13 protein-coding genes are annotated in these 12,393 nt (G+C 49.2%); 11 read left to right on the top strand and 2 right to left on the bottom strand.

Features of this window, described 5'->3' with window-relative positions:
- The first annotated feature begins 231 nt into the window (after window positions 1–231).
- The 4 genes from VFA_RS05850 (at window position 232) to VFA_RS05840 (ending at window position 3,922) form a co-directional block, all read left to right on the top strand.
- On the top strand, window positions 232–564 hold the full coding sequence (locus VFA_RS05850) for a hypothetical protein (RefSeq protein WP_004725574.1): 333 nt from the start codon (window positions 232–234) through the stop codon (window positions 562–564).
- 434 nt (window positions 565–998) lie between these two features.
- Window positions 999–1,211 carry a transcription antiterminator/RNA stability regulator CspE gene (gene cspE / locus VFA_RS05845; RefSeq protein WP_004725572.1) on the top strand — a complete coding sequence of 71 codons (213 nt, stop codon included), beginning with the start codon at window positions 999–1,001 and terminating at the stop codon, window positions 1,209–1,211.
- 459 nt (window positions 1,212–1,670) lie between these two features.
- Window positions 1,671–1,811, top strand: coding sequence for a hypothetical protein (locus VFA_RS23885; RefSeq protein WP_004725570.1), 141 nt, complete (start codon window positions 1,671–1,673; stop codon window positions 1,809–1,811).
- Between the two features lie 977 nt (window positions 1,812–2,788).
- On the top strand, window positions 2,789–3,922 hold the full coding sequence (locus VFA_RS05840) for a 5-methyltetrahydropteroyltriglutamate--homocysteine S-methyltransferase (RefSeq protein ID WP_004725568.1): 1,134 nt from the start codon (window positions 2,789–2,791) through the stop codon (window positions 3,920–3,922).
- Window positions 3,923–3,976: 54 nt separating this feature from the next.
- On the opposite strand, the gene VFA_RS05835 is transcribed toward VFA_RS05840, so the two are convergent.
- Window positions 3,977–4,837, bottom strand: coding sequence for a DMT family transporter (locus VFA_RS05835; RefSeq protein ID WP_004725566.1), 861 nt, complete (start codon window positions 4,835–4,837; stop codon window positions 3,977–3,979).
- Between the two features lie 363 nt (window positions 4,838–5,200).
- Here VFA_RS05835 and VFA_RS05830 point away from each other — a divergent pair, with 363 nt between their 5' ends.
- From VFA_RS05830 to VFA_RS05810, 5 genes are all read left to right on the top strand, one after another.
- A complete protein-coding gene (locus VFA_RS05830) occupies window positions 5,201–6,457 on the top strand; it encodes an aromatic amino acid transport family protein (protein WP_038151409.1) in 1,257 nt (418 codons plus the stop codon).
- Window positions 6,458–6,719: 262 nt separating this feature from the next.
- Entirely contained in the window at window positions 6,720–7,664 is a 945-nt protein-coding gene (locus VFA_RS05825) for an HlyD family secretion protein (protein WP_004725562.1), read from the top strand.
- Window positions 7,665–7,672: 8 nt separating this feature from the next.
- The gene (locus VFA_RS05820) at window positions 7,673–8,599 is read left to right on the top strand and encodes an ABC transporter ATP-binding protein (RefSeq protein ID WP_004725560.1); all 927 of its coding nucleotides are present in this window, start codon (window positions 7,673–7,675) and stop codon (window positions 8,597–8,599) included.
- On the top strand, window positions 8,596–9,693 hold the full coding sequence (locus VFA_RS05815; RefSeq protein ID WP_004725559.1) for an ABC transporter permease: 1,098 nt from the start codon (window positions 8,596–8,598) through the stop codon (window positions 9,691–9,693). Before VFA_RS05820 ends, VFA_RS05815 begins: the two co-directional genes overlap by 4 nt.
- A gap of 204 nt (window positions 9,694–9,897) precedes the next feature.
- The gene (locus VFA_RS05810) at window positions 9,898–10,119 is read left to right on the top strand and encodes a hypothetical protein (protein ID WP_038151051.1); all 222 of its coding nucleotides are present in this window, start codon (window positions 9,898–9,900) and stop codon (window positions 10,117–10,119) included.
- A 51-nt stretch (window positions 10,120–10,170) separates the two neighbouring features.
- Here VFA_RS05810 and VFA_RS05805 read toward each other — a convergent pair whose 3' ends face one another.
- Window positions 10,171–10,419 carry a DUF1289 domain-containing protein gene (locus VFA_RS05805; protein ID WP_004725555.1) on the bottom strand — a complete coding sequence of 83 codons (249 nt, stop codon included), beginning with the start codon at window positions 10,417–10,419 and terminating at the stop codon, window positions 10,171–10,173.
- A gap of 201 nt (window positions 10,420–10,620) precedes the next feature.
- On the opposite strand from VFA_RS05805, the gene VFA_RS05800 reads away from it, so the two are divergent.
- Together VFA_RS05800 and VFA_RS05795 are read left to right on the top strand one after the other, a co-directional pair.
- Window positions 10,621–11,064, top strand: a complete 444-nt coding sequence (locus tag VFA_RS05800) for an META domain-containing protein (protein ID WP_014204943.1) — start codon at window positions 10,621–10,623, stop codon at window positions 11,062–11,064.
- Window positions 11,065–11,246: 182 nt separating this feature from the next.
- On the top strand, window positions 11,247–12,392 hold the full coding sequence (locus VFA_RS05795; RefSeq protein ID WP_004725551.1) for an ABC transporter substrate-binding protein: 1,146 nt from the start codon (window positions 11,247–11,249) through the stop codon (window positions 12,390–12,392).
- Window position 12,393 lies beyond the last annotated feature (1 nt).

Raw genomic sequence — 12,393 nt, 5'->3', positions numbered from 1 at the left:
CCGAACTCACACGGGAGCGAGCAAGGCCGATTGGAGAAGATTCGATGACCATTCCTTGGGCGATGTTTCAACCGCTTATCACACCACGGGGATTTCAGCCTGTATCCAACCCAAAAGAAGCGCTGCAAAATGTGGTGTATATTAAGTAATGAATCACCAGTCTTCGTTAAACGTATCCGCGCGCGTCAATTTGCGCTACGTTCAAAGAACCCCCTCGCTTGGAGAAGAGCTATGGCTGATATCATCGATTACTCACTCAATGAAATTCGTCTTGAACTTAGAGAGCGCTTGACCACATTGCTGGCGGCTTCCTCACTCGCACAACAAGCTTGCCTTCCTCGCCTCACCACACTCATCACCTATTATTTGGTGTACGAAGAAGGAGAATTGAGTTTTGAGCACTTCATTGCCCAGCTCAGCAAACCGGAAAATCAGTGGCGCTGCTTTATGATTTTTGGATCGTCCTTACCCGAACACGAACTGAACGAATTGCTTGAGACCTCGGTTCAGCATCAAGAAGAGCTGGACGACATGATGGTGTCTCTAGGCATGTACCTGCCCTAACTAACCGTCCCATCATCCCAACATGCCAACATCCGCGCCGTCCAGACGGCGCTTTTTGTTTCGAATCGCAAGGGCACGCAGAATGATGCCGCTACAACATTGGCGCCCTTTTGCTTCACTGTTGCATCTGTTGAACCTTGAGATTGCACTGGTTTTATCGGCGTTTTATCTGCTTTTAAAGCCCACCCTTACATCCGAGTAACAAATATTTACCTAACGATTGAAAATAATGCTGTTCATTATGCGTTTAACCTGTATAGTAGCGCTCAGCTCTTACCACTGAGCTATTAGTGATACATTTAAAGTTCTCTCAGTCATCTTTCGATACCCTTCGTATAGCTCCTGCGACAGCTCCAATAGATAGTCCATTTAATAGCTTTTGTTATCAGCGCATATAAACTTTGTAACAATTTAAAATATATATAGAGGTATCTATGTCTAACAAAATGACTGGTTCTGTAAAATGGTTCAACGAAACTAAAGGTTTCGGTTTCATCACTCAAGACAACGGTGGCAATGATGTATTCGTACACTTCGCTTCTATCGTTTCTGAAGGTTTCAAAACTCTGGCTGAAGGCCAGCGTGTAAGCTTTGACGTTGAACAGGGCAAAAAAGGCCCTCAAGCGGCAAACGTAGTAGCACTATAAGTGCCAGTAGCGTGGCGCCTGTCGCCACGCTATCTACCCAAACGCGATTCACGTTTACACCTTCCCCGGCTCTACCTGTCCAACGATAATTCCGTTCTAACCCCGTTTTATTCGATCGTACATTCCAAAGCCCACTTGTCGTCTTGCCTTTTTTAGGTTCGAAGAGCGAACAAGCGATCTGGTGATTGATTCATCTGAATGTCATCTCGATAAAATAATATTTCGTGGAACTTTGAAAACATTCAATTCAATTGAAAGTCTTCAATTAAACAATTGTCGCGGAACTTTGTCGTGTCTGAAAAACTCTAAAGACCGGACATAAAAATAGAATGTTGATTTTTGTTGGCGATCAGAATTGAAAAATACTTGTCGAACAAAGGTCACAAATTAGGCGAGTTTTCTGTCCTTTAGAATTTAACCGTCTAGAATCGATTTATTCAACAAGACAGAAATTAACTTATGCCGAAGAAAGAAAAAAAGAAAGCGGAAGATAAAGTGATACTTCCGGAAGATAAAAAAACGCTCACGGAACATCAAACTCGAAAACGTATCGAGGATATTCTAGAGCAACGTAAATTCGATGATTTGTTCGAGCTATAAACGCGAAAACGATTATCACACGTCAACGTTCGTCGTCGTGACCTCGCGTGTCACTGCACCGTATTGGTGAACAGCAAGCGGCAATTCTGTGCCCTTTTTTGCGCGGCGAACGGTGATATAGACGCGAGAACGCGCTTTCACTGAAGTGAACGTTAACAATCGGTAGCAAGCATGTTAGGCGTAACTACCCGCCATGAAACAACTTCTTGCTTTTTGTACGCACTTTGGTGTAAGAATATGAATATTCGGTGACAAGTAGGCACGGAACTTGATTGACATTTTTCTGTCATACGACATGGGTAACGTAAACCCGAATGAAGACAAACGTCATCGAAACAAAATTTGGTGAGTCAAAATAAACTCACTCAAGCCGTTATGGATATTCCATAACATGTAAGCCGCTCCCAGAAAAAAGAAACGGGGGCAAATCAGTAAACCTTAAACAATAAGCTCAAAAAGAGCGTTACTTATAAAGGAGATTACTATGAAAAAAATGAGACGTGCTCAGCTGCATCGTGTTCGCATCCAGTACTGGAAAGACACCAAAGCAGAGAAAAAATCATAGTTAAACGCCGTTAGGCACTCGAGAACTGGTAATACCGAAACCTCACATCATTACCAGTTCAAATCACCCTCCTTCATTTCGAACTCACGCCACTCTGGCTCCTCACATCGCTCTGATTCCGTCATATCAGACAGCAGCCCAAAGGGTGTATGAGAGCTCGAAATGAAGGTACATACCTCACCAACATTTCTTTTATTTTCCCCAACGAGTTCCACCGCCAATTTCAGACTTCGTCATTGAATGGCATGACATTCATCTCTTTAGAAACACAACACCATTTTCCAAATATGCATCCCCTTCGTGCTGCAAGGTGAATTTATTTCATGGTGTGCATGAACAAAAACGGATTAACAAGACGTCTAGCCATCCATTAATCTAGTCTCATTGATACGACACACTAGAGGTAACCATCATGGCTTCACGTCCCCCTTTTCGCACTGACACCGTCGGCAGTTATCTGCGTCCGGCTTTTCTCCATCAGGCACGCCGTGATTTCGCTCAAGGGATGATCGACCGCACACAACTCACCCAAATTGAAGATCGAGCAATTCTAGACCTGGTTGAACAACAAAAAGCGGCGGGCATTCAGGCGATCACCGATGGCGAGTTCCGCCGAGGTTTCTGGCACATCGATTTTCTAGAAAACTTGCATGGGATTGAAGGCTACACGCCTGATGCTGGTTACAACCAAACCTTTCATGGCAAAGCCGCGCCCGCTTATAACATTCGCGCGACCTCACGAATCGCGTTCAATCCTGAGCATCCCTTTCTCGCACATTTCGACTTTCTGCTCAAAGCCGTTGGTGACGATGAAGGCAACTTGGCCAAAGCGACAATTCCAAGCCCAACCATGATTTTGCGCCAAGAGATTCTGGCCAACGATGGGTCGTCACGCATTCATGACATCTACGCTGATCTGGCATTGTTTTATCAAGACCTCGCACAAACCTACCGTGACGCGATTCAAGCGTTCTACACGCATGGCTGCCGTTACTTACAGTTCGACGACACCAACTGGGCATTTCTGATTGATGCCGACAAGCGCAAGAGCCTAGAAGCAAAAGGCATCAATCCCGATGAGATAGCGCAGATCTGCACGCGCATCATTAATGATGCCCTGCGCGATAAACCAAACGATCTGATTGTAACGACGCACATTTGCCGCGGAAACCATGCCTCCTCTTGGCTATTTTCCGGTGGCTATGAACCGGTCGCCGAAGCCCTGTTCGCCACGCACTATGATGGTTTCTTTTTGGAATACGACTCTGAACGTTCAGGCGATTTCGCCCCGCTGCGCCATTGGTCAAACACCAACAGCCAGATTGTCCTTGGCTTAATCACCTCGAAGTTTCCTGAATTAGAACAGGCCGAGCAGATCAAAGCTCGCATTCACGAAGCCACACGCTACGTGCCGCTGGAGAACCTGTGCATCAGCCCGCAATGTGGATTTGCCTCGACTGAAGAGGGCAACAAACTGACCGCCGAGGAACAATGGGCGAAGATTCGCTTCCTCAAAGAAATTGAACATCAAGTGTGGGGATCATAAGCCCATCGGATGTGACAGCGGCGTCATACCGTTATGGGCAATACCTTTCAGCCATTAGCGTCGCAAGTTGCTGATGCGATACAGCAACAGCGAGCTCAGCAGCAGTACACAACCCACGATTTTGTTCAGCGGCATGGATTCACTGTAAATCCAAACGCTGAGCAACATCGTCCACACCGGTTCAAGCAGCATCAAGATTGCGGCGTTGGTTGGGTTCGCGTGCTTTTGTCCGACGGTTTGCATCAGATAACGCAAACTGGTCGCCAGCAGCACGCTCAGGCCAAACCATTTCCAGGTTTCGCCGCTCACCACCTGCGGCCAATCTTCAACCGCGTAAGAGAGCAGCAACCCCAAGCAACCTGTGGTAAACAGCTGCAACGTGGTCAGCAACATCGGTGGCAGCTTGGCTGAATATTGACTGTTGAAATTGAAATGCATCGCCAAACCAACTGCAGCAAGCAAAAACCACAACTGACTAGCGGCAACACGCCATTCACCGTTCCATGCCAACAAAAATAGCCCCACAATCGCGATAGGCAAGGATGTCCAGAACGCGCGGCTCGGTTTATTGCCAAACAGTGGCCAAGCCACCAGCGGCACAAACAGCATCGACAAGCTCATGATGAAGGCCCCTTCGCCGAGTGTGTCACTGATGGCGATGGCGTAAATCCAACAGAAGATCGAACCGCCGAGAAAAACGCCGACCCCCATTGAACGCAGAATATCGCCCAGTGACGCCCTGCGCAGCGCTGGCAGGCAGAACGGCAAAAGAATAAGTGACGCGGTCACGAATCGTAACCCGATAAAGCCAAATGGAGGCAGCCCCTGAATGGCTTGTTTAGAGAATACCCACCCGGCTGCGGCAAGCAGTGTGGTCAAGACGAGAATGATTTCGGCGCGCAGGTTAGCAAACATGGTGAATTGTTATAATTGTAAATGAGGCAGACCACGATTGTGCGGCAAATTGCACAACAACTCCATAGGTAAAATTGCTTTTATTTCTGCACGTTAGAAAAGCGTGGCGACAGAACAATCAACTTCTCACGACACAACGCGTTAACATCTCAGACAATCTGAAAAATAGTTAATTTTTAGATTTAAATTCTAGTTTAAACCCCAAAAACCAGAACTATATACTGGTTTTATGAAAAATTCATAGTTTCAAACATTAGCACATCGCCTTTGCACCAGTGGATATGACCAGAATCACAATATGATCACATCAACTAAAAGGAGTAGGATTCTCAACATTATTATTCTTATATGGACTTCCATTCAGTGAAAGAATCTCAAGACGTTTTGGATTTTAGTGTTTCTAAAACGACATCCTCCTGGAATAAACACGACACACACTGGCTACTGAGCCTGTTCGGAACCGCAGTAGGCGCCGGCATTCTTTTCCTTCCAATCAACATTGGTCTCGGTGGTTTTTGGCCGTTGGTGCTCATGGCCGTGCTGGCTTTTCCTATGACCTTTCTGGCACACCGCGGACTGGCGCGTTTCGTTCTCTCTTCTGAGCGGGCCGATGCCGATTTTACCGACGTTGTAGAAGAACACTTTGGCGCCAAAGCGGGTCGTTTAATCTCCCTGCTCTACTTCTTGTCGATTTTTCCGATTTTGCTGATTTATGGTGTCGGACTCACCAACACCGTGGATAGTTTTCTAGTCAACCAAGCGCAGATGAGTCCGCCACCGCGCGAACTGCTGTCAGGCGTTTTGGTGTTTAGCCTGATCGCCATTATGCTGGGCGGCGAAAAGATCATGCTACGCGCGTTTGCGGCGATGGTGTATCCACTGGCGGCCATTCTTGCGGCGCTGTCGTTTTACCTCGTGCCTTACTGGACCATGCCCTCGTTGGCACTGCCACCGCTGAGTGATTTCACACAAACCGTGTGGCTTGCGGTGCCAGTGGTGGTGTTTTCCTTTAGCCATGCCGCGGCCATTTCCAGTTTTGCCAACATTCAACGTCGTCACTACAAAACAGACGCAGTAAGCAAATCAGAGCAGATTCTCAAACGCACCAGCATCATGTTGATTGCATTCGTGCTGCTGTTTGTCTTCTCATGCGTGCTGGCCTTGTCCCCACAGCAGTTGATTGAAGCCAAAGCGCAAAACGTATCGGTGTTGTCTTATCTGGCGAACGCGACGCACAATCCATTCATTGCCACCTTGGGGCCTTTGGTGGCGTTTGTGGCGATCACCTCCTCATTCCTTGGTCATTTCTTGGGTGCGCGTGAAAGCCTCAATGGTCTAATCACCAAGCACACACGCTTATCCGCTCGTACCGCCGATAAAGCGGGCATCGCGTTTATGTTTGTCGCCATCTGGTTTGCAGCCGTCATGAACCCAAGCATTCTTGGCATGATGGAGGCGCTCTCTGGCCCCGTGATTGCGATGATTCTGTTTATCATGCCGATGATTGCGGTGTACCGCGTGAAAGCCCTGCACCCCTACAAGCAACGGTTGAGCACTTACTTTGTGCTATTCGTCGGTGTATTGGCCGTCTCCGCGCTGGTGTTCAGCCTGACGCGCTAATCCTCTGTTCAAACGGCTCACTCGGTGGGCCGTTTCACGTTTTATTACGCCGAAACCGCTCCCTCTCTTCGCTTCATCCTTCGCTCCCACGTCTCGCTATTCCACAACAACACGTTTTTGATGAATAAATCTGGTTTGGTAATTCACAGAGTTCGCCAATAATGAATGCGACAAATGGCTTATCTAACATAAACTTGTTGTAACGATGAAACGAATCCCTTTGCACTTTGTGCCCCATAACTATTTTTCTAAGGAGCAGATCATGAAACGAGGTTTAACGCTGTCGCTTTTCATTCTGCTGCTCTCCGGTTGCAGCCCAGACAACGACAATCAAGCGTTGGGGACGCTGGAACGCGACCGCGTGACGCTCTCAGCGACCAGTAACGAAATCATTCGCCAACTGCCCGTCAAAGAAGGCAGCGAAGTCCAAGTAGGCGATGTGTTGGTTCAACTCGATGACGCCACGCAGCAAGCCATGCTCGCACAAGCCATTGCGCAGCGAGCCAAAGCCGCCGCGTCGCTGGCCAAACTCACCAATGGTGAACGCCCGGAAGACATTGCTGTGGCACAAGCACGCGTCTCACGAGCAACAGCGCAACTCACCGAAGCAGAGAAGAACTTTCGCCGCATCTCGGAACTGGTCTCCAAACGCTTGATCAGTCAGTCGGAAAAAGACAGCGCCGTCTCGGTGCGTGATTCTGCACGCGCTGAACTCGATTCCGCCAAAGAGGAGTTTGCCAAACTCACCGCAGGTGCGCGTGTTGAAGAGATTGAACAAGCCAAAGCTGAACTTGCGGCAGCTGAAGCCAATGTGACGTTGCAGCAACAGAAGTTGAGTGAGCTGACCGTGGTCGCCACCCGCAACGGCATTCTCGACAACTTGCCGTATAACTTGGGCGAACGGGTTTCCGTCGGCAGCATCGTGGCCGTGGTGCAAGCCGACAGCGTGCCTTACGCGCGCGTGTACGTTCCAGAGCGTTTTCGCGCACAATGGACCGCCGGCAAAACCGTGACCGTGCATGTCGATGGCGTTGCCGAAGACTTTCAAGGCAGCGTACGCTGGGTCGCGAATGAACCCTCGTTTACGCCCTATTACGCCCTCACCGAAAACGAACGCGCGCGCCTGATGTACCTTGCGGAAGTCGATTTACCCGTGTCGGCTCAATCGTTGCCATCAGGCATTCCAGCCCAAGTGGATTTACCGTAGGAGTGGGTATGAGCGATCTTGCCATTCACGCTCAAGACGTGATGAAAAAATTCGGTGATTTCACCGCCATTGAAGGCATTAATCTTCGTGTGCCCAAAGGCAGCATTTACGGTTTTCTTGGCCCAAACGGCTGTGGCAAATCCACCACCATTCGCGTCCTCACTGGGTTGTTGAGCCCCACCGAAGGCCACGTCAACGTGTTAGGGCTCGACATTCCACGTCAATCGGAAGCATTGCGGCTGAAGATTGGTTACATGACGCAAAAATTTTCGCTCTATGACGACCTGAGCGTTCAGGAGAACCTGCAATTCATCGGCCAGATTTTTGGCATGAACCGCAAAGCACTCAGCGCCAGAACCAACGAACAACTGAAAACCTACGGGCTAGATGAACGCCGTAAACAACGCGTGGGCGGCATGAGCGGCGGCCAAAAGCAGCGTTTAGGCTTAGCGGCAGCCACCATGCACCGTCCTGAATTGCTGTTTTTGGATGAACCCACCTCCGCAGTCGATCCGGAAAATCGGCGCGAATTTTGGGAACAGTTGTTCGATCTCTCTTCGCAAGGCACCACCATTTTGGTCACCACGCATTACATGGACGAAGCCGAGCGCTGCCATCGACTTGCGATCATGGAAGCGGGCGAGATTCGCGCCGACGATGAACCCGAAAAACTGATGCAACAGATGGGCGTGACGGTGGTAGAAGTGAAAGCGCCTCATCTGCGCAAGCTCAAAGAAATGTTACTCACCAAACCGGAAGTTCGCTCCGCCGCGCAACTGGGCATTCGCCTGCGTGTGTTGATCCATCGTCAGGTGCAAGACCCGATTGCGTGGCTGCGCCAAACCGTGCCCGAATTGGCGCATGCGGAAATGGCGATTGCACGCCCCAGTTTGGAAGATGTGTTCGTGACCGTGACAGGAAAAGGCCGCCAATGAATTCTCTCTATCGTATCAAAGCGGTGATGGTGAAAGAGTTTCGTCAGCTGTCCCGCGACCGCATTACCTTCGGCATGGTGGTGATGATTCCACTCATTCAGCTCATTCTGTTTGGGTTTGCCATCAACACCGATGTGCGCAACATTCCGGTTGCCGTGGTTGATCAAAGCCAGTCGACGTTTGGCCGCTTGCTGACAGAATCGATCAAAGTCAGCCAAGTGGTTGACTTGACTCATGCTTACACCACACCCGCCGAGGCGGAACAAGCCATTGCCAAAGGCGAGGTGCGCGCGGCGTTGATTCTGCCCAAAGACCTCACCCGACGTGTGCAAGATGGGCGCGAATTGGGTCAGTGGATTGTAGACGGCTCCGACACCATGATCACCAGCGCGATTTCGGGGCTAAAAAATATGCCGCTGCAAGACTTCGATTTCGACATCAAACCCGCCGCGACACCAACGTTTGAAGTCACCCTGTTCTACAACCCGAGCCGACGAGCGGCCGTCAATATTGTGCCCGGTTTGCTGGGCGTGATTCTGACCATGACGATGATCTTGTTTACCAGCGCGGCCATCGTTCGCGAACGGGAACGGGGAAACCTTGAACTGCTGATCACCACGCCAGTGCATTCGATTGAGTTGATGATCGCCAAAATCGTGCCTTATATCTTTGTCGGGCTGATTCAAGTGTTCATTATTCTCGGATTGGGGCACGCCATTTTCGATGTGCCGATTAACGGTTCACTGAGTCAGATTCTGTTTGGCACCTTGTTGTTTATTTCTGCCAGTTTGACGCTGGGTTTGATGATCTCCACCGTTGCGTCAACCCAACTGCAAGCGATGCAGATGACGGTGTTTATTCTGTTGCCTTCAATTCTGCTGTCGGGTTTTATGTTTCCGTATGAAGGCATGCCTGTGGTGGCGCAGTGGATTGCCGAAGTGTTGCCAGCCACGCACTTCATGCGCTTGATTCGCGGGATTGTGCTGCGCGGCGCTGATTTGATGGATCTGTGGAAAGACACGCTGTGGCTTGGTGTCTTCACCCTCTTTGGTCTGTTTTTTGCTTCGATGCGCTTTAAAAAGTCCCTCGACTGACACCAGTGTGCCATGCAATTTTGTCCTTTTATCGCGGCAAACGAATCATCGCCATCTAATACATCATCCCAGCCAATGGCTGGGATTGCTGTTTAATTGAGCACCAAAATGCATTAGAAAATATATGGCAAGCCTCCTATTGACGAATTAGTGACCAAGATCTAACTTTTTAAACTAGTCGTCATAATAAAGTGGAGGTCCCCAATGAAACGCGCTAGCCCTAGTTTTCGTCTTCAAATGATCAAAGAGGTTGCTACTCGAAAGCAATCGGACTGTATTGACCCAATGGCGAACTACATTCGAACGATGCTCTCGGACACCAAGAAAGCTAAACCTCAATCAGAAGCGAAACGGAATTTCAGCGGTGTGCACTTTGATGAGCACGCAGGCGGCTGGGTCGATGACAACTGGGGTTTAAAGTCATAAGCCGCGATGAATGATGTTTAGGCTAGTGCATCCAGAGCCCTAGCCTAAGCGTTAAAACAGCTCTTGTTGCGGGCTGCTTGGTTCCGCAGCAGGTTCAGCACCTTTTCGCTCGGCCATGCGTTTTCGGTAATAGCGCTGGCGACATAACTTAATCACATGCAACTGCTCCGCCGGCGTCATCTCTAACCAGCGAAAGCGCTCTTCCCTCTTACGCATACAGCCACGGCAGTAACCTTTTTCATCCACCGTGCAAATGCCAACACATGGGCTTGGGACTTGAAAAAACTCGAGTTGTTCCATGAATACGCGATTGTCCTTCCATCCGACTTGGGGCACGACTGCGAATCACTCTCCGCGCGCCATGAAATATAAGCCACTGTTATCAATAACAATTCCATTTATTTTTACATCATGTTGCATATTAAACTATGACCTTATGCTGACATGATGCTGGGTTTATTGACTATACTGACCGCGTTTTCCACATTTGGAGTGAATCCTATGAAGCTTAGTTCAAAATCATTACTTGCCGCAATGGCTATGCCTGTTCTGTTAGCGGCTTGTGCAAGCAATGGTGACGATGTGCAAATTACCGCAGCGGATCTGCAACATCATAACTGGCAGTTGACTCAAATTGATGGCCAAGACATCGTAAAAAATGAACACTACGATGCACCTCGCCTTGAGATTGGTGAAAAAATGATGGCAAGCGGTAACGCTGGCTGCAACAACTTCTTTGGTCAAGCAGAGCTGAAAGACAACCGCCTGCGCATTGAAAAAATGGGCATGACCATGAAGATGTGTATTGGCGACGTGATGGATACGGAACAAGCGGTATCTCAATCTTTGATGGATTGGAACGACGTAACGCTCACCAAAGACGCGTTGACGCTGAAAAACGATGTTCACACGCTCACATTTACGTTGCGTGACTGGGTAAACTAATCCCCACCAAGTAATCGATTCTATTCAAAGGCAGCCCATCGGCTGCCTTTTGCGTATTTCTGCCAATCATTTTCCTTATGAATCAGATCTTTTGGCTTTTTTCATACATAATGAATGAAACCGCTACCTGTTCCGGTCTCTAGCCTTATACGAACCGATATCAGCGATCTCAAAGGACAATTATGAAAAAGCTGCTTACCCTTTTTAGCGCCTGCGTACTTTCTCTGTCGGCATCTGCTCAATCTTGGCAAGACATCAGTGACAAAGCCCGTGGGCAAACAGTCTATTTTCACGCTTGGGGAGGAAGCCAAGAGATCAATCAGTACATCCGTTGGGCAGGTGAACAGTTGAAAACGCAATACGGTGTCGAGCTCAAGCAAGTCAAAATCACCGACACCGCAGAAACCGTGACGCGACTGATTGCCGAAAAGGCCGCAGGTAAAGAGAGCGGTGGCAGCGTCGATCTAATGTGGATCAACGGTGAAAACTTTAAATCGATGAAAAACAACGACCTACTATACGGGCCGTTTGTCGAGACTTTACCCAACTGGCAATACATCAACGCATCGTTGCCCATCGACAGTGACTTTTCAGAACCCACCGATGGGCTAGAAGCGCCGTGGGGTGTCGGCCAATTGGTGTTTATTTATGATCATCAAAAGCTCAACAATCCCCCACAATCGTTTGCTGAACTGCTGAGTTACGCCAAAGCATTTCCCAATCGGATCACCTACCCTCGCCCACCTGAGTTTCACGGCACCAGCTTTTTAAAGGCGCTGCTAATTGAACTCACAAACAACGATGCGGCATTGTCCAAACCGGTTGACGCCCAATCCTTTGCGCTGATTACAGCGCCGTTGTGGCACTACCTCGACGAATTGCATGCAGTCGCATGGCGCGCGGGAAAGCAGTTTCCGTCTGGCTCGTCTGAAATGATTCAATTATTGGATGATGACCAAATCGATTTGGCGCTGACATTTAACCCAAACGCGGTCTATTCTGCACAGGCGTCTGGCAAGCTGGCCAAAACCACGCGTAGTCACGCGATGCAAGCAGGCGCGCTATCGAATATTCATTTCCTGGCGATTCCATGGAACGCCACCGCCAAAGAAGGCGCGCTGGTTGCCATTAATTTCCTGATGAGTCCTGAGGCGCAATCACGCAAGGGCGACATGAATGTGTGGGGCGATCCATCGGTGCTGAGAAACGACGTTTTAACCGGTTCTGCAGCGAACACCAAACTGTTCAAATCAATTGCCGAACCGCACCCGAGCTGGCAAGCCGCGCTCGAGGCGGCATGGCAAACACGTTATGGCGCGGCCAAATAAC

Source organism: Vibrio furnissii CIP 102972 (genome assembly GCF_000176175.1).
GTDB classification, from domain to species: Bacteria; Pseudomonadota; Gammaproteobacteria; order Enterobacterales; family Vibrionaceae; genus Vibrio; species Vibrio furnissii.
The sequence above is the reverse complement of the archived record's forward strand: the minus strand, read 5'-3'. Positions and strand labels throughout refer to the sequence as shown.

Excerpts from the sequence above, each read along its gene's own strand:
- VFA_RS05850 (WP_004725574.1), top strand. The coding sequence starts at position 232 with ATGGCTGATATCATCGATTACTCACTCAATGAAATTCGTCTTGAACTT.
- cspE (WP_004725572.1), top strand. The coding sequence starts at position 999 with ATGTCTAACAAAATGACTGGTTCTGTAAAATGGTTCAACGAAACTAAA.
- VFA_RS23885 (WP_004725570.1), top strand. The coding sequence starts at position 1,671 with ATGCCGAAGAAAGAAAAAAAGAAAGCGGAAGATAAAGTGATACTTCCG.
- VFA_RS05840 (WP_004725568.1), top strand. The coding sequence starts at position 2,789 with ATGGCTTCACGTCCCCCTTTTCGCACTGACACCGTCGGCAGTTATCTG.
- VFA_RS05835 (WP_004725566.1), bottom strand. The coding sequence starts at position 4,837 with ATGTTTGCTAACCTGCGCGCCGAAATCATTCTCGTCTTGACCACACTG.
- VFA_RS05825 (WP_004725562.1), top strand. The coding sequence starts at position 6,720 with ATGAAACGAGGTTTAACGCTGTCGCTTTTCATTCTGCTGCTCTCCGGT.
- VFA_RS05820 (WP_004725560.1), top strand. The coding sequence starts at position 7,673 with ATGAGCGATCTTGCCATTCACGCTCAAGACGTGATGAAAAAATTCGGT.
- VFA_RS05815 (WP_004725559.1), top strand. The coding sequence starts at position 8,596 with ATGAATTCTCTCTATCGTATCAAAGCGGTGATGGTGAAAGAGTTTCGT.
- VFA_RS05810 (WP_038151051.1), top strand. The coding sequence starts at position 9,898 with ATGAAACGCGCTAGCCCTAGTTTTCGTCTTCAAATGATCAAAGAGGTT.
- VFA_RS05805 (WP_004725555.1), bottom strand. The coding sequence starts at position 10,419 with ATGGAACAACTCGAGTTTTTTCAAGTCCCAAGCCCATGTGTTGGCATT.
- VFA_RS05800 (WP_014204943.1), top strand. The coding sequence starts at position 10,621 with ATGAAGCTTAGTTCAAAATCATTACTTGCCGCAATGGCTATGCCTGTT.
- VFA_RS05795 (WP_004725551.1), top strand. The coding sequence starts at position 11,247 with ATGAAAAAGCTGCTTACCCTTTTTAGCGCCTGCGTACTTTCTCTGTCG.